This window comes from Brevibacillus sp. MER 51, from assembly GCF_023714195.1.
In the GTDB taxonomy this organism is placed as follows: Bacteria; Bacillota; Bacilli; order Brevibacillales; family Brevibacillaceae; genus Brevibacillus.
The window spans coordinates 403081-426182 of the sequence record NZ_JAMAUS010000002.1 but is presented as its reverse complement, the minus strand read 5'-3'; the positions used below and the strand labels follow the sequence as shown (position 1 = coordinate 426182).

Sequence of the window (23102 nt, the reverse complement as noted above, 5' to 3'; positions counted from 1 at the left end):
GGAATGTATCGAGCTTTTTCGACAAAATTCGCTAATTTTCTGTAGGTCTTTAGGCAGTAGACACACCATGCATATATCAAATTGAGACCCTGTATATAAATGATTAGCCGAAAATTCGGCACTTGTTCCGAGTAGGTCGATAGCCTTATTGAGCAATTTCTTTTGAACGTGAAGGTTTTTTTGTCGAAGGAAAAAATTTGGCAAAGATTACGTATCACGTAATAATTAAGAATAGTCGGAATTGGGGGTTTAATTTTTCCGATGCATCACAAATAGATAGAAAAAGAGGGTGAACCTTAGTGAAGAAAAGCAAAAAGCTCTTATCCGTTTTATTTTCCTCCTCACTCGTGCTCAGTACTTTCGTGGCTGCACCTGCAACGGGTTTGGCCAAACCCAAAGAGGACAAGCATGATCTGCATGTAGATTTGTCCACTGTTAACCTGGAGCGACTGATTAAAGGGTTAATGGAGCAAGGAATCATTGATGAAGACGCCGATCAGGAAGAGATTGACGAAGCGTTGCTCGAGTACTTCGAAGACAAAAAAGTCCCGCACGGCATTGATGAATCGTCCTCTTACGGTAAGGAAGCGAGCAGAGGACAGCAGGCAGCATTGGCTGATGCTGTGCAGAAAGTGGCTGAGATGGAGGACGGCGATGAAGTACGCTCTTCCAAACGACTACATACGGATAACATCGTTGTCGCTCTTATCGAGTTCCCTGACCGGGAGCATAACCAGCTACCAAAAGTGAGTGACTCGCTTTGGACAGAAGACTTCAACGAAAAGCACTATAAAGAGATGCTGTTTGATCAGAAGGGGTATGAAACTCCTGAAGGTATCGGCATGACAACAATGGCGAAATATTTCTACCTGCAATCGGGAAGATCTTGGACGGTTGACGGTGTGGTAACGCCATGGCAAATGGCAGAGAACGGCTACAAGTATTATGGAGGAAACTCCAAAGCCGGTGACGATTCCAATCCGCGCGATCTGGTAATCGAGACCTTGGCGGCAGTTGGGGAATCCATTGCTGGGAAAGAGGAATTGTACGATCAGCGTGATCCGTATGATATCGATGGTGATGGAGACCTGATGGAGCCGGATGGCAATCTGGACAACCTCATGCTCGTTCATGCAGGGATCGGAGAAGAGACAGGGGAAGACCCAGATGCGATCTGGTCTCACCGTTGGACCTTGAAAAAACCAGTGGATATTCCAGGTACTAGCCTCAAAGCATTTGATTACATGATCCAGCCAGAAGATGGCGCACCAGGCGTATTCACTCACGAGTACGGACACAATCTCGGTTTGCCAGACTTGTATGACACCTCAAGAGCTGGAAAAGACTCGCCAGTAGGTGCTTGGTCCCTCATGTCGTCTGGTAGCCATACAGGTAAAGTCTTCCAAACGGAACCTACAGGCCTTGATCCTTGGTCCAAAATGGTTCTGCAACAAATGTTTGGCGGCAATTGGATTGCTCCGACTGTTCTGGACTACAAGGATGTAGAAAAACGCAAGAAAACGGTTCCGCTCATTGATGCGAGCAGCACCGAGAAAAGCGGAAAAGTCGTTAAGCTGAATATGCCGAAAGTTGAAAAGAAACCGCCGGTTGAGCCAAAAGATGGTGGCTACGCATACTTCTCGGATGAAGGCAACAAATTGAACACCAAAATGACTTCCGATGTGATCGATTTGACTGGGGTCAGCTCCGCCACGATGAAATTCGACTCATGGAGGAACATTGAGGAAGGCTATGATTACCTATCCGTCAATGTAATCGATGCGGATACAGGTGAGAAAAAAGAAGTGCAAAAATTCGATGACGTAACAAAAGGCTGGGACAAAGAAGAAATCAGCCTGAACGAGTTTGTCGGCAAAAAAGTGCAAGTCGAGTTTAACTATGTGACGGACGTCGCTTACGTGTTGGACGGCTTCTATCTGGATAACTTTGAAGTAGAGGCAGATGGGCAAGTTATCTTCGCGGATGATGCAGAGGGTGAGAAGAAGTTCAAGCTGGATGGCTTCATCCACTTTGATGGAAAAGGCAAAATGTATGATGCGTACTACTTGGTTGAACTGCGCTCTCATGAAGGAATTGACGCTGGACTGAAGTACTTCCGCCGCAACGACTCCTTCTTCACGTATGATCCAGGTATGGTGATCTGGTACTTTGATGGTCGCTACGAAAGAACACGTGATAACAATACGAGCCAGCATCCAGGCTATGGTTTGCTCGGTGTAGTAGATGCCCATCAGGAAGTGCGTTACTGGAACAATGATGAGGGTAACAAAAGCGCAATCGCAGACTCCCGCTATCAGGTGAACGATGCTGCGTTTAGCCCGAACAAAACGTCCGGTATGGATCTGGATTACATTTATGGAACGATGAAATACGATCCGTTGAAAGGCGTTAAGGAGTTTGACGACAGTGATGATTACTCGATGCCGGAAGTACCGGAAGTCGGAAAAATTCTGCCGCAAATCGGTTTGCAAATCAAGCTGAAAAGGGTAGACAAAAAGTTCACGGATGCTTCGGTTGAGTTCTCCATTGACAAACATTAATGAATAAGCCAAAAGACGCCACACAGCGCCAAGCTGATGTTTGGCGTCTTTTTCGTTTCCATGATTACTGGTCTAAGCTCGGCTGCATCGAAATAGGCTATAACAATGAACGACAAGCTGCCTGATCTGATTGCGCGTAAGAAAGGCAACCTTTTGTACAGGCATAGGAATCGCGCCCGGCAGCAAGGGGGGATCAATCATGCTGCATATTGTCGCTTGCATTAAGCAGGTGCCGGACACCAAAATCATCAAGATGAATCCGAAGACGAATACGATGGATCGCGCCAGTGCGCCAGCCATTCTCAACCCGTATGATGCACATGCGGTGGAGGAAGCCGTTCGTTTGAAAAATCGATATGGGGGTGTGGTCTCCGTCGTCACCATGGGACCGCCGCCAGCGGTGAAGGCCATTCGGAAGTGCATAGAGATCGGGGCAGACGCAGGCTATCTGGTAACGGATCGTGCATTTGCCGGAGCAGACACATTGGCGACCAGCTATGCAATTACCAAAGCCATTGAGAAGATTGCAGAAAGCCAGCCAGTCGACCTCGTCATTTGCGGGAAGATGACCATCGACGGTGATACGGGACAAGTCGGACCGGGAGTCGCCAGACGGTTGGATATTCCGCCGCTTACGTGTGTGAAAAAAGTAGTGGAGATAAACAAAGAACAAGGTTACGCCATCGTGCATCGAAAGCTGGAGGATGGTTATGAAGTCATCCAGTCGACCTTGCCTTGTTTGTTTTCCGTGGAGAAGGAGATTAATGAGGTCCCTTATTCTCCGCTGCCCAACATGCTTCGAGCTGCCAGATATAATCCTGTTGTCTGGTCCGTCGATGACTTGGGGGATATTGATCGGGCGCAGTTAGGTCTGAAGGGCTCTCCTACCATCGTTGCAAAAGTTTGGCCCCCAGAGAAACCAAAGGGTGGCGAAATGCTCGAAGGAAGCGCCAGCGAGCAAATTGCACGCTTGATGGAAATTTTGCACGATAAACAGCGACTGTTTCGGGTGAAGGAGGAGCAGATATGAATCTGGATGATTTTCGTGGCATCTGGGTGTTTTTAGAGGTGAGTGACGGGCGTATCGCCCCTGTATCACTCGAGCTGCTGGGGGCGGGAAGACAAATGGCTGACAAGCGAGATGTGCCGCTTGCCGGTTTGTTAATCGGAGATGGAGTCAAGGAGTTGGCCCACACGGCGTTTCCCTACGGTGCGGACCAAGTGTACGTATACGATCACAAGATTTTTCATGAGTACCGGACAGAATCCTACATGCGAGCTGTCATCGCATGCGTCCAAAAACACAAGCCGGAAATTATCTTGTACGGGGCAACCTCAACGGGAAAAGATTTGGCGAGCGCTGTTGCGACGGACTTGGAGACAGGGCTGACCGCCGATACGACCATGCTCGATGTGAACGCGGAGACAGGTTTGTTGGAGGCGAGCCGTCCAGCGTTTGGTGGTAACATCATGGCGACGATTTTGTGCAAAAAACATCGACCGCAAATGGCGACGGTTCGCCCAAAAGTCATGAAAGCGCTTGAGCCAGATGAGTCACGTACAGGAGAGATCATAGAAGAAAGCTTGAAGCTGCGTGAAGAAGACATTCGCACAAAAGTACTGAAAATTGTCCGGGAGACGAAGGAAAAGGTGCGGCTGGATGAGGCGGATGTGATCGTCGCTGGCGGCAAGGGACTCGGAAGCAAGGAAGGCTTTGCGCTTATACATCGCTTCGCAGAACGAATCGGGGCAACCGTCGGGGCCAGCAGAGATGCGGTGGAAGCTGGCTGGATCGGTCATGAACATCAGGTCGGGCAGACGGGAGTGACGGTCACACCCAAAATTTACTTTGCCATCGGCATATCAGGAGCTATCCAGCATTTGGTCGGCATGCGCAACTCAGGATTGATTATTGCCATCAATAAAGATCCGAATGCACTCATCTTCCAGTCTTGCCACTACGGTATTGTCGGTGATGCGTTTGAAATTGTGCCATTGCTCATTGAAGCTTTCCAAAAGGAGCCGGACAAGGAGGTAACGTATGGCTGAGAAATTTGATGTAATCATTGTCGGAGCAGGTCCGGCTGGAACAGCTTGTGCTTATACACTTGCCAAAGCGGGCGTAAATGTTTTGTTGATGGAACGCGGGGAATATCCGGGTTCCAAAAACGTCATGGGAGGTGTTTTGTATCGCAAAACGATGGAAGACATTATCCCCGAATTTTACAAGGAGGCACCTGTTGAACGACCAATCGTCGAGCAGCGGTTCATGATGCTCGATAAGGAATCAGCTATCAATTTCAGTTATAAAGGCATGGAGTGGGCCCAGGAACCTTATAACAATTTCACGGTGCTGCGGGCGAAATTTGACCAATGGTTTGCAGACAAAGCCGTGCAGCAGGGAGCACTTTTACTCAATGAGACCGTCGCTCTGGAGTGCATTGTTGAAAATGGCAAAGTAGTCGGTGTGAAAACAGATCGACCGGATGGGGATCTATACGCAGATGTTGTCGTTCTGGCAGACGGCGTCAACTCCTTGCTGGCGAAATCGTTAGGTTTCCACAAAGAGTTTCGCCCAGACGAAGTAGCGCTCGCTGTCATGGAAGTACTGAAGCTGGATCGCAAAATAATTGAAGATCGCTTTAACCTCGAGGGTGATCACGGTTGTACGATTGAAATTTTCGGGGATTCGACCAAAGGGATTCTGGGGACGGCTTGGTTGTATACGAATAAGGACAGCTTGAATATTGGGGTAGGGACGATGCTGTCGGGTCTAATCAAAAACAAGATCAAGCCGTATGAGTTGTTGGACTATGTAAAGAATCACCCGATGATTCGGCCGTATATCCAAGGCTGTGAGCAGCAGGAATACTTGGCGCATCTGATTCCCGAGGGGGGATATCGTTCCATTCCCAAAATTGTCGGCAATGGTGTCCTTGTCGTAGGAGATGCTGCCCAGCTCGTCAATGCGATCCATCGAGAGGGATCGAATATGGCAATGGCATCTGGTGTCATGGCGGCGGAAACGATCCTGGCGGCAAGAGAGGCAGGAGACTATTCCGAAAAAATGCTCGACGGATACCGGATCAATCTCTTGAACAGCTTTGTGGGTCAAGATTTGAAAAAGTACAAGGACGCAACGCATCATTTTGAAAAATTCCCGCAGTATTTCGAACAATATATTCCGATGATGAACAAAGCGGCGAGTCAGATGTTCACGGTTGATGGCAGCTCGAAATGGAGCAAGCAGAAGAAAATCTGGAGCGACCTCGGCTCTGCGAAGGACAAATGGAGAATGGCGCGTGATTTGATGAATGCGTGGAGGGTGATGAAGTGATGCAGGATCTACCGAAGGGCCAGTCGATCGAGGAGAAACAGTATCTCGTGCGTTTCAAAGCAGATACGGAGTCACATCTGCATGTTCTCTCCGCTGATGTTTGTGCAACGCAATGCCCTGATAAGCTCTGTACCATCTTCTGTCCTGCGGAAGTATACAAATGGGAAGAAGTAAGGATGCACGTCGGTTACGAAGGGTGTCACGAGTGCGGGAGTTGCCGCATTGGTTGCCCGTATGAAAATATCAAATGGGTGTATCCGAAGGGTGGACACGGAATCATCTTCAGACTCGGGTAATGGGCGGCGATGAGCGGTGATACAAGTAGGCGATCTGGTCGTATATGTAAAGGATGGGGCAAAGGGAGTCGTCATTCATATTGAGGAGGACCGCTTCCAGATAAAGTGGGAAGATGATTTTGTCAGCTGGGAGAAAAGGGAATGGCTGCTGCCCAGTTCCTTGGAGCCAGGCGACCATCTAAAACAGAAAGAACAGCGGGAGTAAATTCCCACTGTTCTTTTGTTTTGAGGAATTTGACTACTAGTTTCGGACTGTATAAGGATACACCCGAGCAAAAGACCCCTCAATTCGAAAACAGCCGAGAACTGGTTGTGGAGAAGCGAGCGAAACGATGAGATACGCAGCCTCCGGGTAATGACAGTAAGCAATATCTTCAGGTGACGGAATGGGAGGAGCAGTAGGGTGGGAGTGATAGATCCCGACCAAATGCTCCCCGCGCAACGCCATTTTGTGGAAAACGTATTGAATCTGCTTGGGGTCCATGGCGAAGGCCACGGGGCTTTTTAATGTATTTTCCATTCGCCAAACCGTTTGTGCACTCCCATTTCTACCGGAAAGCAATCCACACGTTTCGTTTGGCCTCTTCTCCAGGGAATCTCGGATGATCTCATCATAGACGGCACGGGTCATGGAAAAGGGGGTCTCTAAAAGATCAGCCCTGCCAACGCCTGCCGCAGCATCCTCCACTCGTTCTAGTCTGGACGGACGGTTGAACTCTGTGAACCGGACCGGATTTTGGCAAAGGTGATGGTGGCATTCGACGCTGGGTAGGTTGGACAGGGTGTTGTTGACGCTGTTGGTACAGTGCACGCATTTGTTCAGGTGTCATGGTTTTTTCCTCCCTTTCTGGACTGTACTATGTTGTATTCAGTATGGCTGCACATGGTAACGGCTCTCGCACATTTTACTTATTCAACGAAACGGGTTGAAGGCGTTGGCGTTTGGGGGATACATCGGCATTTTTACTGGTGTGGGAGTTACTTGTTGCGTCGAGGGATCGGAGCTTGGCATAAATGGAGTGGTTTGTTGGAATTGGGTGCCTGGCTGGAATTGAGTATTTTGTTGGAATGAAGCGCTATGCTGGAAATGGCTGAAGGCTTTATTGGATCGAGTTTCTTTTTGCGTGAATTCTTTGATGATTTGTTTGTATTTTTCTTCGTTGTTCTGGAACTCTTTCACCATGTTTTTTAGTCCGGCTATCGTCTTTTTCATCAATTGCTCCTGGGATGTAAACTCTTCAATGGCTTTTTCTTTTTCCGTTAGCAGAGTGTCATATTTTTGAGTTGTTTTCTCTAGCATTTCGTTCCATTTATTTTTTTGAAGAGACACGTTCGCGAGCTTCTCGTCGGTTTCCTTGGCTTGTTGCTGAAAAGCTTTGATGCGATTCTCCGCCTCCGTTAATTGCTGTCGTGCTTCTTTTAACTCCGACTGGAGACTCTTAACGGTGTTTTGTGTTTGTTGGATTTCTTCGTCGCGTTTTTGGATGCTTTGCTGCAATTCTTGCTCATGCAGGGAATGGGATTCGGCCAGCTTTTTATAGTCAGCGACGAGTTGATTTTTCGTTAACCGGGCTGCTTCCAGCTCAAGCAGAGCTTCCGTTAATTGTTGAGAAGTGGCTTCGTGTTTGGCTGTCCAACTCTGTTCGAGATCGATTGCTTTTTGCAACATCTCCTGGCGGGTCGCTTCTAGTTCTTGCACTTTCGTGTGTAAATCTTGTTTTTGCGCTTCGAGTTCTTGCTCTCGGGTGTATCTATCTTGATTCTGCACTTGCAGCTCCTGCTCCCGGATATGCAAATCTTGCCTTTGAACTTGGATTTCTTGCTCCTGAGAGAGTAGTGCTTGTTCCAGTATGTGTAGTTCTTGCTCCCGAGTAAGCAACTCCTGTTCACGAGTTTGTAGGGTATGCGCTTGAGCGAGCAGCTCCTGCTCTTGGTTGTGTAGCTCTTGATCTCGCGCGTTCAGCTCTTGTTTCAGCGTGAGTAACTGTTGCTCGTGGGAGTGGATTTCCTGCTCATGAGAGAGAAGCTCCTGTCCGCGAAGCTGCAGCGCTTGCTCTCGGGATTGAAGTCCTTGTTCTTGTACCTGTAGTTCTTGGCTCTGAGTCAAAAGTGCTTGCTCCTTGGAGAGGTTGGCTTGTTCCCAATCCCGAAGCTCCTGTTCATGGGTCTTGAGTTCTTGTTCTTGAACCTGCAACGCCTGCGAATGAGCTTGTAGTTCTTTTCCTTGAGCCTGCAGCTCTTGTTCAAAACCGTTTAATTCTTCTACCCGTACTTGAAGGTCTTTCGTCTGCTGGAGAAGTTCTTGCTCTCTCGCCTGAAGCCCTTGCTCGAAAGCGAGCAGATCTTGTTCTTTTGTCTGGAGGTTTTGATTCTGAGAGTGAAGTTCTTGCCCGCGCGTTTGCAGCTCTTGCTCGAGAATGTAAAGGTCTTGCTCTCGAGCTTGAAGGTATTGCGTCTGTGTGAGAAGGTCTTGCCCTCGAACTTTAAGTCCTTGTTCGAGGATTGTAAGTTCTTGTTCTTTTGTTTGGAGGTTATCTGCTTGTGATTGCAGTTCTAGGCCCTGTGTCTGCAGCTCTTGTTCGAGAACATGAAGGTTCTGCTCCCGTGCGTTGAGGTCTTTTGTCAGGGAATGCAGCTCTAGCTCTTTGGAAGTGAGCTGTTGTTCTTTCGTCTCGAGGTTATGCGCTAGGGATTGAAGTTCTTGGCCTTGAGTCTGCAGCTCTTTTTCGAGGACGTGAAGGTCCTGTTCCCGTGCGTTGAGGTCTTTTGTCAGGGAATGTAGCTCTAGCTCTTTGGAAGTGAGCTGTTGTTCTTTCGTCTCGAGGTTTTGAGCTAGGGAATGAAGTTCTTGGCCCTGTGTCTGCAGCTCTTTTTCGAGAACATGAAGGTCCTGCTCCCGTGAGTTGAGGTCTTGCGTCAGGGAAAGCAGCTCTAGCTCTTTGGATTGAAGCAGTTGTTCTTTCGTCTCGAGGTTATGCGCTAAGGATTGAAGTTCTTGGCCCTGTGTCTGCAGCTCTTTTTCGAGAACGTGAAGGTCCTGCTCCCGTGAATGGAGGTCTTGCGTTTGGGAGTGCAGCTCTAGCTCTTTGGAAGTGAGCAGTTGTTCTTTCGTCTCGAGGTTATGCACTAGGGATTGAAGTTCTTGCCCTTGAGTCTGCAGCTCTTTTTCGAGAACATGAAGGTCCTGCTCCCGTGAATGGAGGTCTTGCGTTTGGGAGTGCAGCTCTAGCTCTTTGGAAGTGAGCAGTTGTTCTTTCGTCTCGAGGTTTTGGGCCAGGGATTGGAGTTCTTGGCCTTGCGTCTGCAGCTCTTTTTCGAGAACGTGAAGGTCCTGTTCCCGTGAATGGAAGTCTAGCTCTTTAGAAGTGAGCAGTTGTTCTTTCGTCTCGAGGTTATGCGCTAGGGATTGAAGTTCATGGCCTTGTGTCTGCAGCTCTTTTTCGAGAACGTGAAGGTCCTGTTCCCGTGAGTTGAGGTCTTGCGTCAGGGAAAGCAGCTCTAGCTCTTTGGAAGTAAGCTGTTGTTCTTTCGTCTCGAGGTTTTGCGCTAGGGATTGAAGTTCATGGCCTTGTGTCTGAAGCTCTTGTTCGAGAACGTGAAGGTCCTGCTCCCGTGAGTTGAGGTCTTGTGTCAGGGAATGCAGCTCTAGCTCTTTGGAAGTGAGCTGTTGTTCTTTCGTTTGCAGGTTTTGGGCCAGGGATTGGAGTTCTTGGCCTTGCGTTTGTAGCTCTTTTTCAAGACCGTGAAGGTCCTGCTCCCGCGCGTTGAGGTTTTGCGTTTGGGAATGCAGCGCTAGCTCTTTGGAAGTGAGCTGCTGTTCTTTCGTCTCGAGGTTATGCGCTAGGGAATGAAGTTCTTGACCTTGAGTCTGCAGTTCTTTTTCGAGAACATGAAGTTCCTGCTCCCGTGAATGGAGGTTTTCCGTCAGGGATTGAAGTTCGAGTCCCTTAGCCTCGAGTTTTTGCTCAAAATCGAGCAAGCCCTGCTCCCGAGCGTTGAGGTCTTGTGCCAGGGAATGCAGCTCTAGCTCTTTGGACTGAAGCAGTTGTTCTTTCGTCTGTAGGTTTTGTTTTAGGGAATGAAGTTCTTGGCCCTGTGTCTGAAGCTCTTGTTCGAGCTCGAGAAGTTCCTGTTCCCGTGAGTTGAGGTCTTGCGTTTGAGAATGTAGCTCTAGCTCTTTGGACTGGAGCTGTTGCTCTTTCGTCTCGAGTTTTTGCTCCAGACCGAGAAGTTCCTGCTTCCTTGCATGAAGGTCTTGTGCCTGAGAGTGCATTTCCAGTCCTTGCGCTTGTAACGCTTGTTCAAGACCGAGAAGTTCCTGCTCCTGTACTTGAAGTTCTTGTCTCTGAGAATGCAACTCCAGCTCCTTAGCCTGGAGGTCTTGCTCAGTAACAAGCAGCTCTTGTTCTTTGGTCTGCAGGTTATGTTTTAAGGATTGCAGTTCTTGACTTTGCCCCCGCAACTCTTGCTCAAAACCGAGAAGTTCTTGCTGCCGCGCTTGAAGCTCTTGTGTCTGGGAATGCAGCTCCAGCTCCTTAGTTTGGAGCTTTTGATCTGTGGCAAGCAGCTCCTGTTCTTTCATCTGCAGGTGATCCGCTTGAGAATGTAGTTCTAACCATTGGGTCTGAAGCTCTTGTTCAAGACCGAGCAGCTTCTGTTCCCGTTTTTGTAGGTGTTGCGTCTGAGAATGCAGCTCTTGCTCCTTCGACTGGAGGTCTTGTTGGAGAGCGTGTAGATCCTGCTCGTGCGCCTGGAGACTATGCTCAAATGCGTGGAGGTTTTGCTCTCGCACCTGTAGTTCCTGTTCCCGCACATCCCCATTTGCGCTTGCTTCTTTAAGCTGCTGTAGGGCAGAGAGTGTCTGCTCTTCCCGTGCCCGTGCGTCCGCCAACTGCTGATTCAATGATTCGATTTTGGATTGTTGCTCGTGCTGCTTCATCTGCGCACTCTCAAACTCTTCATTTGCATGATCCAAAGCTTGCTTCCAGGTAAGCTGTTGCTGCTCCAGATGCGCGATCATGTCTAAATGCTGCTGTCGTTCTTGCAGGATTTCCTCGATTTGACTCAGTTGCTGCTGATCTTGCTCGTGTAACTCTTTTTGCCATTGTGCCTCTTTTTGTTCGTAGCTTTGTATACGCCGTTGGAGCAATTCAATGTGCTCCCGCAAGTGTGCTTCTTGTGCTTGGTGTTTCGACATGATTTCTTCAAGCCGTGGACCTTTTCGTTGCTCTCTGATCTCAGTCTGCAAGCTTTCGATCGAACTCTTTAGTTTTGCCTCTGTTTCCTGGTGGTCGGCTATGGCATTTTCGCGTTGTTTCAAGAGATGCTCGTAGTAGTCGAGCTTGCTTTTCATTTCTTGAAGCATGTCTTGTGAATCGTTCAAGCGCTGTTTCCATTCTGCCCCTTTGCTGTCCAAATCGTGGAGGTTCTGGTTTAATTGTTCAAGCTGGTCTCTGTATGCTTCGTTTTTTTGGGATGTTTCCTCTATCAGCTTTTGTAGGTGCCACACTTCTTTCATGAGTTGGTTTGCTTTGTCTTCGTAGTAGTGTGCTTGTTTTTTTAGCAGGAGGAGCTTCTCATTTTCTTTCGGCTTGTTCGCATTGGAGATTCTCCTTTTGTACACAGTGTTGTCCTCCTTTTTCCGTCTGGCATTCCCATATAGTCATATGTACGGGGTGGGAATTGGTGCCTGTATTGTAGTGACTGTTTTCCATAGAAAAAACGGGAGAAGTGCTGGTCTTCTCCCGCCTGATTGGTAATCATCTTTTTTGTTTTGCTTACGGAGAAGTGATGACAATATCTCCGAAAGTGATGCAATCGGCAACCAGCAATTGTTCGTCTGGCACAACGGTGACGGTTGCGGAGAAAATGAGGACACCGGCAGAGTTCGTGAGTGTCAGGATGATGACATCAGGCAGGCCGAGACCTGTTTCCGCCAAAGTGAGGGAGTAGGTTACGGTCTCCTGTGCCCCTGTTGCGGTAAATGTCTGAACGCCGGTACCTGTTACGACGAGACCTGTTACGATAGGAAGGATCGGCAAGACGGTAATGCAGGTCGGAGAGCTGATAGTCGTAGGCGAGAAGCTGAAGCTTTGATCGCCTGGGAGTACATCAGGCAAGATATTATCAAAGAAGTTAAAGGTAAACGAGCTGCTGGACGGATCGCAGCTTGGGCAGATATCTGCGATAAGCTGAATGGTTCCGGCCGCGAGTACGAGCGGGATACCGAGCGATACGGAAATGTTCGGTACCAATGCGTTGACGGACGCCTGGCAATCGCAGTTGCGTACTGGGAAGATTGGTGGGCATTGTGGCGGGAATGTGATCGGCGGGCAACGGAAAGATGGCGTTGGCGATGGAATTGGAATGTTGTTTGGACGCGGCGCGCAGAATTTCGCCAATACTTCCAGTTTGACTTCAGCTTCTACCTGGATTTCTACGCAGACAATGACGTCGAGTTGAACCATGCCACCGAGGAGAACGGTACCGGTTGGTGAGCACTCAAAAGCACTGATTCGGCACAGGATATTGTCCTCATCAAGTGGTTCAGGCAGGCAGAGAACGACTTCCTGATCGAATTGCACGGTTGTTGTGAATTCGCAGAGAGGTGTTCCGTCTGCAAATACACGAACCAGCACAGTGGCTCCGAACACGAAGCGAACGACCCCGACCCGAACGGTGGTTCCACCGACTGTAATGTTCTCGCGGCGAATACTGACGACTCTGCAAGTAGGACCAGGAGTAACTGGCTCAACGCAGGAGAGCGTGATATCTTGCCCTGCACGAATGGCAGCGTCTACCAGAGCTTGACAATCGTCGGGAAGGGCAATCTTGTTTCGGTAGCTGTTCGCTAATACTACCCAGTCATACACCTTGTTGACGCGAATGCACTCTTCCTGCAGGTTGTTCGATATAGGAGGAGTTGCTGTAGGCGTCGGTGTAGGGAGCTGGCGACCCATAATGGGCTTCACGTGATGTTTCACCGTAAGAATCCTTCCTTTCCTAGGGAGTTTGCTTTGCAGTTACATACTATGTGGGCAACGGGAGTTTGGCATGTTGAGCATGCGCCTATTTTTTAGGTCACTATCTTTTGTTAGAACGGAATTTGGAATTTTTGGAAGAACCAATTGTCGTCGAATTTTCTTTGGGCAGCATATCGAACACGCTGAGCGGCCGCCCCGCAAGTCAGCACATCATCCGCAATTTCACTCGCATTTGCGTAGAGTACAAGTTTTTTCGCTGCCTCAATCCGCTGCTCGTTAAAATGGCTGTACGCCATTCGAAGCATATTGTAATAAATGTGCTCATGTGCAACTGTGTAGGGGTGAACTTGCCTAAACAAATGCAAGATTTTTACGGATGGCTGTACCATACACGTATATCCAAAGAGCCACATCTTAATGGAAAACTCGATATCCTCAAATCCCCATATGCGAAAACCACGGTCAAAGCCCCCGACTTTCACAAAAGCTTCTCTGGTGACCAGGAAGCATCCCCCTGGCAATATCGCAACCGGTGCAGGGCCCATTGGTTTTGGATACCAGGTAATCTCGAGCTTCTGATTCAGATTTTGCCCATATCCAATTTTATGTGGCTCTGTCATGGAAGCGATTCCGGGAGCAACGCCATCTGCTTTTTTTGTCAGAATGAGCTCCATCATACGATCGATCCAAAAGTTTTCAAAAGACAGATGGGCATCACAAAAAATAAAGTAGTTGCCACGGGCATGATTCACGCCCAAATTTCGTGCTGCTGCAGCACCAATGCCTTCTGTCGTGATTAATTTTATTTTTTCATTTTGCCCTTGGCTTTGTAAAAAGTGACAGCCGTTATCAGTTGAGGCATCATCAACTACGATCACTTCATACGGATACGTGGTTCTTGTATTCAAAAGGGAAGTGATGGTAGAACGCACATTGTCCCCCTCATTTTTTACAGGAATGATAATGGAGATCAGGGGCATTTGTGAGGTGGGCATATAACCACTCCTTTCTGTAGCCATCGTATGCGCAAAGCGCTTCTTCGGAACAGTCATCGCCAAAAATGTTCACTTTGGACACTGGGCATTCATACAATATCGCGGACTGAAGGAAAGTGTCGTAAGGAGAGATGGGAATGGATGTTGAGGTATATTACAGTGGTCAACGTGGCGGGACCATGCCGTACGCGGCTCTGCCAGCGTTCCGTTTATTTTGCAAGCAAAATGGCTTTCAATTGAAGTGGGATTCGACGAATAAAAGAGTTGACCTGGATTCGGGGTTGAAAGGAAAAGTTTGCGTTCTTTTTACAGGCATATCTTCAGGAGGGACTGCCTATGAGTGGGAGGTATTGGGGAACGTTCAAAAATTTCTTTCTGATAGTGGGATGGAGGTTGTCTTAAGTCAAAACAATCCGTCTCTGGCGAAAAATACAGATGTCGCCATACGTTTCAGCTTGAAGGAAATGAGAGTCCTGGAAAAGCCGCGACTGATTTTCTTTCAGTCAGAGGATGAAAAGCGGCAAGATCTGATCAAGTGTTTGCGTACAGAGATGCAGCAGTCAGGAATCCCGTGTCACTATAAAGTAACCAAAAATCAAAAGCAACCATCGATCGTTCACATCCAGTTGCAACTGCCGCTTTTTACGGAAGTGAGCAAACGTAAACTGTATTCGGAAAAAATTTCGCTGCACTTAGCATCAGGGGTTTTGGAGTATTTCCAAAATGGATTGCACATTCAACCAATGGCTTTTTTGCCACCCAATATTTTAAAACTGTTTTATTCCACGATGCTCTTTACCTCTGACAAGGAAAGTCAACAGGGAGAAGAGGAAAAGCCATTGGCAGAAGAACAAAACACGATTCAGGAAAGTGACCAGCCGAGTGCTGAGGTCATTGACTTAAATAGAGAAGTAAACAGCGAGTCAGAAAGTGAACGGGAAGAGCTGTTGATCCTGGCAGAAGAAGAATTGCTGGAACAGGTAGTGACCATTCATCCAGTTGAAGAAGTGCCTGAACAGGTCGAATTGCGTACAACGGCCGAAGTGTATTTTGATTACACGTTGATTCACTCTGAATCAGTGGAGAAGCCGTACCTGTTGATTGGGACACTTCAGGTGAAAAATACGGGGAATGTTGAACTGAAAAATCCAATCGTTTGCCTGCGTGTCTCACCCGTCGATTCAATCAAAATGGGAGGGCAGGTATTGCCGCCGAAGCTCGTGGAAACGATGGCCGTGCAAGGTACATCGGGCTTAAAAGGCTGGAGATACTTGGAAGACGATTGGTTTGCCCAAGCGATGGAGAGAGGGGAATACTGGATAGCGCCGATCCAGCCTGTAACCATTGTGCCAGAATCGACGGAATCCTTCCAAAATTTTCAGATTTCTTTTATGAAACAAGAAGCGGGGAAGGGAATCGTGGTCGAGGGTGTCGTGTTGTGCAACGATCAGACCGTACACTTTTCCGCCAATAACCGGATCGCCGTGTCTTTCTAATAGGGAAGAAAAGCCACCATTTCAGTAGAAATGATGGCTTTTCCGTTCCGCGTCTCTATTTTTTCAAGAACATTTGTACGAACGTTTTCCCGTACGGACCGCCATTTACAACAGCAATGGCAACGTAGTCGTATGTTGGACTCATGATATTGGCTTTGTGCCCGGAGGAATTCATGAACATTTGATGAGCGCTGCTTACGGAATAGTTTTGGGCAATATTTTCAGCAGCAGCAATATAGCGAATGCCAAAAGTGTCCATCATTTGAAACGGTGAGCCGTAAGTGGGAGACGTGTGGCTAAAGTACCCTTTGTTTACCATATCTTGGGCTTTTACACGTGCAACGTTCTCCAACTGCATGTCCACTTGATAAGGAGCGAGTCCGTGGCTGGTGCGCTCTTGATTCACGAGCTGAACCATTTCTTTTTCCTCAGCCGTCAAACCAGCGGGAAGAGGAACTTGCGTGCCAGCACCAGGGTTTTGCGGTTGCTCAGGCTTGCTTGGTGTTACGGGAGTCGTTGGATTTGTTGGAGTAGTTGGCTTCGTATCTTGCCCGGGCTGCACTGGATTGTTCTTGTATTGCGTTTGAATGGCTGTATAAGTTTTGGCATCTGCTTCACCAGTCAACGGTTGTTTATTGCGCGACTGGAATAGCATGACGGCAAAGCGCGTAGATTCATCGTAATAACCCGAGGCAGTTACTTTGTATCCGAGGCCAGCGAGCATCTTTTGCAATTCCTTCACGTTTTCACCGCTAGCACCCAATTTCAGCGTAACGTAATCGTTGGATTCAGCAGGCTTGGACGGTGTGCTCGGCTGTGTCGGTTGTTCTTGATTGCGTGCTTGGTACGCGCTCTTCAGTTTATCGTAAGTAGCTTTGTTTACAATTCCTGTTTGCTTGAGCTTGTATTTTTTCTGGAACGCTTTGACGTTATAAACTGTGTAGCTGTTGTATGTCTTGTCCACTACCAGCTTGTAGTCGTAATGGAGTGCATCGAGCATTTTTTCCACTTCAAGCACACGCGAGCTTTTCATTCCTTTTTTCAAAGAAGTAAAGCTTGTTTTCGCAAATGCAGGTTGTCCGATCATGGTAACGAGGACGGACAGGGAAAGGATCGTTGCCATTTTCTTTATGTTGCGATTCATCTCATCACGCCTTTCTCTGGTTTGTCGCACCACAATGGTACTAAATGTGGAACAAATGAGAAAAGCACAAAATATTGGAAAGAGGTGGAGGTGGTATGTTTGACCTCTCATGGATTGACCTAATCATTCTCGTGCTGGCAAGCTTTCGTCTCACGCATTTGATTGTTTTTGATGAGATTACGTCTTTTCTGCGAAACCCATTTTACCAGGTGTTATATGTACCTGATGAGTCGGGGCAAATGGTTCGGGACTTTCAATTTAAAGGTGGTAGGGTGCGCCAATGGATAGGTAGACTGTTGAGCTGCCATTGGTGTGTGGGAATATGGGTAGGCGCTTTGATCGTTGGGTTGTATATGTATGTGCCAGCCGCCTATCCGTTGCTGCTCCTGCTTGCCATAGCCGGAGCGGCGGCTGTCATTGAAACGAAGCTATATACGAGTTGAATGATTAACTCCTTGAAAATGTTCTGTACACGATCACTTCGTCATACGAAAGAGGAATAATTTCTTCGGCCATGTATCCCCCCACGATTCTTTGCTGGACTTGCGGAGTGCTCGGTACACCGACACTGGAAGAAGCGATGTCCACACGGAGTGTTGTGGCATTCGGATCGAGTGGAATTTCGAGGGCAAAGGTGGGTTTATCAACGGTGTAACTTTTTACGTTGACGCCATTCACGAGCGCAGTCAAGACTATGGGCTTTGGCAATTTTGCAGGGGATCCTGGGACTTTGCCCTTCAGTAACAACATTTGAGCCGGCGCTGATGGATCTGATTCTACAATCGCACGCAGGACTGGAGGCGCCCACAAGTCCATCCCCCGATTCATGCTTGTAATTCTGGTTGTATTGGATGGAAAGGACTTATAGATCCTCAAGAGGTCGAGTACACCCATACCTTTGTAGTGTGGAACGTACGATATCCAATGGCTGGGGATAGACGAATAATTTTTCGCAAGTGATCGTAATACTTCAGGTACGCCGACAGAATGCCATTGTGTAGCTGATTTGCAGGTCGTGTGGATTCGGGCGTTTCCTAAGTAGTGAGGCACATAACCGATGGGATAAAATTTGGCGATGCGCATCCACAGATCGTAATCCATGCAAAATTGCAGCTTTTCATCCACGCCCCCCATATGCCTGAAAACGTGGGTCCTGATGAAAGCGGATGGCTGGCAAATCACGCAGCTCTGATACAACTTCTTGGAATCAGCCTGTTCTGACGGATAGGTGGAAGATACTTGACCGTACTCGTTCATCACTTGGCAATTGCCGTGAAGCATTCCCCAGCTCGGGTTGTTCGCAAAAGCGTGAACAGCCAGCATGATGGCGCCGGGTACATAGGTGTCGTCTGAATTCAGCCAGCCAATAATTTCCCCTCTTGCCATTGCCAGACCTTTGTTAAGCGCGTGAGACTGTCCGCGATCCGGTTCGGAAATATAACGGAAGCGCGGATCTTTTTGTGCATATTCTTGCAGGATGGAGAGCGTATCGTCAGTCGAGCCTCCATCTACCACGATATGCTCAAGGTTTGCATAATCCTGGGTCAATATGCTATTTATCGTCTCACGAATAAACCGGCCTTGGTTGTAAGAGGGGGTAATGATACTCACTAATGGTTGCTGTGAGTGGGACACGAGATTCACTCCCATCTTTCCATCATAAAAAATGCATGCACTACCTTCAGACTATGAAAAAATGGAAAATCGGGTACACAAGCATCGTCGATCTTGTGCACCCGATTTCAAATTCTCCGGATATTACAGGTAGTCCGGAATGATCCCTGGATTGCGGAATATACGGAGCAACTCCGCGTGACAGTTATGGTCGATTGCGCTACCAGGAATGGCTCTTGCCACGAGGCTGATGCGACCTGCATCGTAATTGTTGATTTTGCCGGAGGGGATGGTCCGAATGGATTCAGGAAGAACTTCAAACAACGTTCCTTTCAGCATCTCCTCAATGCAAAGCACGGATGGCAACCACCAAGTCGTATCGTCCTTATAAATCCGGTTCATTTGTCCAGGAGCTCCGTTGTAGACCATGATGGATTGATTCGTATCCAAAATACAGGCAGTTTCCAACAAGAGGTGCCCACCGGGTTTAATCACGCTTCGGCATTGCGACAATGTCCACATTGGATCGCGCAGATGATAGAGCAGACCAAGATGCTGGACGATATCAAATTGATTGTGCCGAATTTGATGGGGGAATGGCAGTGGTTCTGTAAAATCGTCCATCAGCAATACCTGTAGCCCCTCCCAAAGTTTATAAGGGCTGGTATTGTACAACGGCAAAACTTTGCTTTGCAGGATGTTCTTGCAAAACTCAAAATTCAAATAGAGTGGCTGCATACAGTCCGTAGCCACGACAAGACTTGCCCCTCTCTGCTCCGCTTCAAAAGCCCACATCCCGTCAAAGCTAGCGAGATCAAGAACGCGTTTCCCCGAATATTGGATGTATTCTCTGGATTGTCTCGTCATATTCCATACATTTTCCAGAAGCGTAATCCCGGGAGTGACAATACCGGGTCGCAGTGCGATTTTATGGTACCATCGTCGTTTGTTGATCTCATCGAGGATTTCCTGATCTGTCCAAAATCTTCCCATCGACATGTCCCCCTTCATTGCAGAGTGCTTGGTGCTTGCCCTATACGATATGTTCGGAACATGCTGGGGGAAATGATATAAATGCATTAATTTCGTCCTATTCACGTCTAAAGTTGCTTGGTTACAAGCAGGTTTTCGGAAAAAAGGCATATGCCCGTTTCTCGTTGTCCGTCACCTACATAAAGTATGGGGAGAAAAAGGAGGTGGAAAGAGTATGCCCTTGCCCATCGTGATCATCCATCGCGGGGACGATGATTATCTCACATACAGCTTGCAGCAAGCGAAAAGAAGCAACCCCCATTCGCCCGTCTATCTGATAGGGAATGGAGGGAATAGGAGGCATGCTACGAACGGCATCCTTTACGAGATGATAGACGATTACATGCATGCTGCAGCCGACATGACGAGAGTCTATAAACATATTCATTTCATGCCCTATGAGTACAATTTGTTTTGTTTTCAGAGATGGTTTATTTTGTTGGCGTTTATGGAAAGGCATCAGATTCCGAAATGCTGTTATATCGATACGGATGTCTTGCTGTTTACCGATGTGAACCATCCGCGCTTTGGCAACTTTACGATGGAATTCGTATGGACAAATTTCGTAGATAGGCAGAAGTTGGAACTATATTGCGAGTTCATGAAATCTCATTTTGCCAATCCGATTGCATTCGCGCAAGTCGTTCAATACACCATGCAAAGAAAGGAACATGTACGATTCAATCAGCCTCTCATTACGGATATGGTGCTGGCCTTGCTATTTCTTGAGCGGTTCAAGGATTACCAAATCACGAATGGTTTGTTTCATGATGGCATAATTGATGGGAATATTCAGCAGGCTACATCAATGGAAAATTTGTACGGCTATAAGAAAGTGTACTCGATAAATGGTGTCTTGTGCTGCAAGGATAAGGCAACGGGGCGATATCTGCCGTTGTTTTCTCTTCATTTTCAAGGATACACGAAGCACTTTATGAGGTTTTTCATGGCTCCCTATCTTCCACAAGCAGGTTCTTACATTTTCGATTATATCTCCAATCGATGGATTCAGTTTTTATAGGCTTCTATCATCCCTCGTGTTATTTGACCATTTTCATTGGATCATAGAGCATCGACTGCGACAAACGCATAAGATGGTGCATACAACCACGATAAACGGATAGAGGTGGCCTGGGTGAAACTGATATTGCTATCGGGTGGTTCAGGGAAAAGGCTGTGGCCGCTCTCCAATGATGTCAGGTCCAAACAGTTCTTGAAGTTGATAGGCAATGCACATGCCCAACCAGAGGCGATGGTTCAACGAGTGTGGAGACAACTGGCCTCCCGCAATTGGTCGGAGCCTGTTTATATTTCAACAGGCCGCTCGCATGTTGATTTGCTTCAAAGCCAACTAGGTGAAGGCGTTCCTTTGATCGTGGAGCCGGAAAAAAGGGATACCTTCCCTGCCATTGCTTTAGCGGTGACCTATTTGTACTCTGCTATGACAATGGACCCGGATGAAGTCATCACCATCATGCCTGTAGATCCATTCGTTGAGGACCGCTTCATGGACAGGATCAAGGAGTTGGAGAAGGTCATCCTCAAATCAGGCGCGAATCTCGCATTAATCGGAGTGAAACCAACGTATCCATCTACCAAATACGGCTACATTGTCCCACAGTTAGAGGCAGAATCGAATGAGGGTAAAAGGCCACATGCCTATCAAAAAGTAAAAAGCTTCAAAGAAAAGCCGTCCCTTGAGCAAGCGCAGGATTTAGTAGAAAAGAAAGCCCTGTGGAATTGTGGAATTTTTGCTTTTCGATTGGGTTATCTGATTCGCGAATTGGAGCAAAAAGGATTGCCTACTGAATACAACCGCATGCTTGAGCAATATAGCCAAATGCCTGCTATCAGCTTTGATTATGAGATCGTAGAAAAGGCAGAGAAAGTAGTCGTTCTCCCGTATGACGGAGCCTGGAAGGACTTAGGGACGTGGAATACGCTCACGGAAGAAATGAGCGCGAATGCTATCGGTAAGGTTTTGCTAGATGAGAATTGCACCAATACGCACGTTATCAACGAATTGGACATACCTATCGTGTCCATCGGTCTATCGGATATGATCGTGGCGGCGAGCCCGGATGGCATCCTCGTTTCTTCCAAGGAACAAAGCCATATGGTCAAAAATTTGGCTTTGGATTGGACAAAGCGCCCAATGTATGAAGAGCGGCGCTGGGGATGGTATCAGGTTATGCATTTTCAGAAGAATGAAGACGATTTGGAGGTATTAACGAAAAGAATCCATGTATACGCCGGGAAAAATTTGAGCTATCAGTACCACCACCACCGTAGTGAAGTATGGATCATCGTAGAGGGCTGCGGCGAGTTCATTTTGGATGATCTGCTGAGAGAGGTTGGACCAGGTGACGTTTTGCAAATCCCGGTCGGAGCCAAACATGCAATCAAAGCTACGGCCGAGCTGGAATTCATCGAGGTACAGATGGGCAGTCAGCTGGTAGAAGAAGATATCGTTCGACTTGGGATGACGTGGTCAGCGATTCTGGAGCAGATAAGGAAGCACGGTGATCGCAATGATTGATCCTGCGTTCTGGAGAGACAAAAAAGTGTTGATCACAGGTCATACAGGCTTCAAAGGCGCATGGCTGTGCTTATGGCTGCATGACTTGGGGGCGAAGGTAACAGGGTATGCGCTTTCGCCTCCAACAAACCCGAGTATTTTTGAGTGTGCCCAAATCAGCTCATTGGTTGATTCCATCATTGATGATGTCAGATCAAAGGAAAGTGTTCAAAAAGCGATCAACCAAGCAGAACCAGATATCATCTTCCACATGGCTGCTCAGCCGTTGGTGCGCCTGTCGTATCAATATCCGGCGGAAACCTACGAAATCAACGTCATGGGTACGGTGAATGTACTCGAAGCGGCGAGAGTGGCTGTTCAGAATGGAATGAAAATCAAAGCGATCATTAATGTTACGACGGATAAGGTTTACGAAAATCGGGAGTGGGTGTGGGGATACCGTGAGCAGGATGTGTTGGGTGGCTATGACCCGTATTCCAACAGCAAGGCATGCTCGGAGCAAGTGACTGCCTCCTATCGCAATGCTTTCTTTCACCCCGACCAGTATGACCAGCATGGCGTAGCCGTTGCTTCAGCGCGAGCAGGCAATGTAATCGGCGGCGGTGATTGGGCTCTTGATCGCTTGATACCGGATTGCCTTCGTGCCTTGATAAAGGGAGAGACAATCACTATCCGAAATCCAAAAGCAATCCGGCCGTGGCAGCATGTCCTGGAGCCCTTGAAGGGGTACTTGATGCTCGCTGAAAAAATGTGGGCGAATGGCAAGGATTGCTCTCAGAGCTGGAATTTTGGTCCGAATGAGGAAGATGCCAGATCGGTAGAGTGGATCGTCCATCAATTGTGTGAGCGATGGGGGGCTGGAGCCTGCTTTGAAGCAGAGCGAACCGATCCACAATGGCACGAAGCCCAATATTTAAAGCTGGACTGTTCCAAAGCCAAAAGCGTAATCGGTTGGAAGCCCAACTGGTCGCTCGAACAGACCTTGGACAGTATCATTTCTTGGCAGAAGGCTTATCAGCAAAAGCAAGACGTAAGAGAAATTTGTTTGGCCCAAATCGCAGCGTATACAAATAAGGCCCAATGAACAACAGAGGAAGGAGGGCAG

The 23102-nt window shown here is 47.9% G+C and carries 19 protein-coding genes; 11 read left to right on the top strand and 8 right to left on the bottom strand.

The window, feature by feature from the left end; all coding sequences use genetic code 11:
- Window positions 1–299: 299 nt before the first annotated feature.
- The 6 genes from M3630_RS06295 to M3630_RS06270 all read left to right on the top strand — a co-directional run bounded on the left by M3630_RS06295 (window position 300) and on the right by M3630_RS06270 (window position 6399).
- Window positions 300–2561 carry an immune inhibitor A domain-containing protein gene (locus tag M3630_RS06295; RefSeq protein ID WP_237900435.1) on the top strand — a complete coding sequence of 754 codons (2262 nt, stop codon included), beginning with the start codon at window positions 300–302 and terminating at the stop codon, window positions 2559–2561.
- A 199-nt stretch (window positions 2562–2760) separates the two neighbouring features.
- On the top strand, window positions 2761–3591 hold the full coding sequence (locus M3630_RS06290; protein ID WP_173608566.1) for an electron transfer flavoprotein subunit beta/FixA family protein: 831 nt from the start codon (window positions 2761–2763) through the stop codon (window positions 3589–3591).
- Entirely contained in the window at window positions 3588–4610 is a 1023-nt protein-coding gene (locus M3630_RS06285; RefSeq protein WP_173608565.1) for an electron transfer flavoprotein subunit alpha/FixB family protein, read from the top strand. Before M3630_RS06290 ends, M3630_RS06285 begins: the two co-directional genes overlap by 4 nt.
- Window positions 4603–5898 carry an FAD-dependent oxidoreductase gene (locus M3630_RS06280; protein ID WP_173608564.1) on the top strand — a complete coding sequence of 432 codons (1296 nt, stop codon included), beginning with the start codon at window positions 4603–4605 and terminating at the stop codon, window positions 5896–5898. The genes M3630_RS06285 and M3630_RS06280 overlap by 8 nt, the downstream gene beginning before the upstream one ends.
- The gene (locus M3630_RS06275; protein ID WP_007726971.1) at window positions 5898–6194 is read left to right on the top strand and encodes a ferredoxin family protein; all 297 of its coding nucleotides are present in this window, start codon (window positions 5898–5900) and stop codon (window positions 6192–6194) included. The genes M3630_RS06280 and M3630_RS06275 overlap by 1 nt, the downstream gene beginning before the upstream one ends.
- A gap of 16 nt (window positions 6195–6210) precedes the next feature.
- Window positions 6211–6399, top strand: coding sequence for a hypothetical protein (locus M3630_RS06270; protein WP_173608563.1), 189 nt, complete (start codon window positions 6211–6213; stop codon window positions 6397–6399).
- Window positions 6400–6435: 36 nt separating this feature from the next.
- On the opposite strand, the gene M3630_RS06265 is transcribed toward M3630_RS06270, so the two are convergent.
- The 5 genes from M3630_RS06265 to M3630_RS06245 all read right to left on the bottom strand — a co-directional run bounded on the left by M3630_RS06265 (window position 6436) and on the right by M3630_RS06245 (window position 14172).
- Window positions 6436–6825 (bottom strand): M67 family metallopeptidase, encoded by a 390-nt coding sequence (locus M3630_RS06265; protein WP_251251579.1) that lies wholly within the window; start codon window positions 6823–6825, stop codon window positions 6436–6438.
- Window positions 6826–6847: 22 nt separating this feature from the next.
- On the bottom strand, window positions 6848–7024 hold the full coding sequence (locus tag M3630_RS06260; protein WP_217366941.1) for a hypothetical protein: 177 nt from the start codon (window positions 7022–7024) through the stop codon (window positions 6848–6850).
- A gap of 83 nt (window positions 7025–7107) precedes the next feature.
- Entirely contained in the window at window positions 7108–11817 is a 4710-nt protein-coding gene (locus tag M3630_RS06255) for a hypothetical protein (RefSeq protein ID WP_251251578.1), read from the bottom strand.
- Window positions 11818–11971: 154 nt separating this feature from the next.
- Complete coding sequence (locus tag M3630_RS06250) at window positions 11972–13177, bottom strand: BMQ_0737 family morphogenetic spore coat protein (RefSeq protein ID WP_251251577.1); 1206 nt, start codon at window positions 13175–13177, stop codon at window positions 11972–11974.
- Window positions 13178–13287: 110 nt separating this feature from the next.
- Window positions 13288–14172, bottom strand: coding sequence for a glycosyltransferase family 2 protein (locus M3630_RS06245; protein WP_232774648.1), 885 nt, complete (start codon window positions 14170–14172; stop codon window positions 13288–13290).
- Between the two features lie 137 nt (window positions 14173–14309).
- Between M3630_RS06245 and M3630_RS06240 the strand changes: the two genes are divergently transcribed.
- Window positions 14310–15668 (top strand): hypothetical protein, encoded by a 1359-nt coding sequence (locus tag M3630_RS06240; protein WP_251251576.1) that lies wholly within the window; start codon window positions 14310–14312, stop codon window positions 15666–15668.
- 55 nt (window positions 15669–15723) lie between these two features.
- Here M3630_RS06240 and M3630_RS06235 read toward each other — a convergent pair whose 3' ends face one another.
- Window positions 15724–16812 carry a peptidoglycan-binding protein gene (locus M3630_RS06235; protein WP_251251575.1) on the bottom strand — a complete coding sequence of 363 codons (1089 nt, stop codon included), beginning with the start codon at window positions 16810–16812 and terminating at the stop codon, window positions 15724–15726.
- Window positions 16813–16907: 95 nt separating this feature from the next.
- On the opposite strand from M3630_RS06235, the gene M3630_RS06230 reads away from it, so the two are divergent.
- Window positions 16908–17255, top strand: coding sequence for a DUF1360 domain-containing protein (locus M3630_RS06230; protein ID WP_137029958.1), 348 nt, complete (start codon window positions 16908–16910; stop codon window positions 17253–17255).
- A 4-nt stretch (window positions 17256–17259) separates the two neighbouring features.
- Here M3630_RS06230 and M3630_RS06225 read toward each other — a convergent pair whose 3' ends face one another.
- On the bottom strand, window positions 17260–18447 hold the full coding sequence (locus M3630_RS06225) for a glycosyltransferase family 2 protein (protein ID WP_173608556.1): 1188 nt from the start codon (window positions 18445–18447) through the stop codon (window positions 17260–17262).
- A gap of 123 nt (window positions 18448–18570) precedes the next feature.
- Window positions 18571–19419: a DUF1698 domain-containing protein gene (locus tag M3630_RS06220; RefSeq protein ID WP_251251574.1), complete on the bottom strand. Its 849-nt coding sequence runs from the start codon at window positions 19417–19419 to the stop codon at window positions 18571–18573.
- A 214-nt stretch (window positions 19420–19633) separates the two neighbouring features.
- Between M3630_RS06220 and M3630_RS06215 the strand changes: the two genes are divergently transcribed.
- The 3 genes from M3630_RS06215 to rfbG all read left to right on the top strand — a co-directional run bounded on the left by M3630_RS06215 (window position 19634) and on the right by rfbG (window position 23081).
- A complete protein-coding gene (locus M3630_RS06215; RefSeq protein ID WP_173608554.1) occupies window positions 19634–20479 on the top strand; it encodes a hypothetical protein in 846 nt (281 codons plus the stop codon).
- Window positions 20480–20593: 114 nt separating this feature from the next.
- Complete coding sequence (locus M3630_RS06210; RefSeq protein WP_251251573.1) at window positions 20594–21997, top strand: sugar phosphate nucleotidyltransferase; 1404 nt, start codon at window positions 20594–20596, stop codon at window positions 21995–21997.
- Entirely contained in the window at window positions 21990–23081 is a 1092-nt protein-coding gene (gene rfbG / locus M3630_RS06205; protein WP_251251670.1) for a CDP-glucose 4,6-dehydratase, read from the top strand. The genes M3630_RS06210 and rfbG overlap by 8 nt, the downstream gene beginning before the upstream one ends.
- Window positions 23082–23102 lie beyond the last annotated feature (21 nt).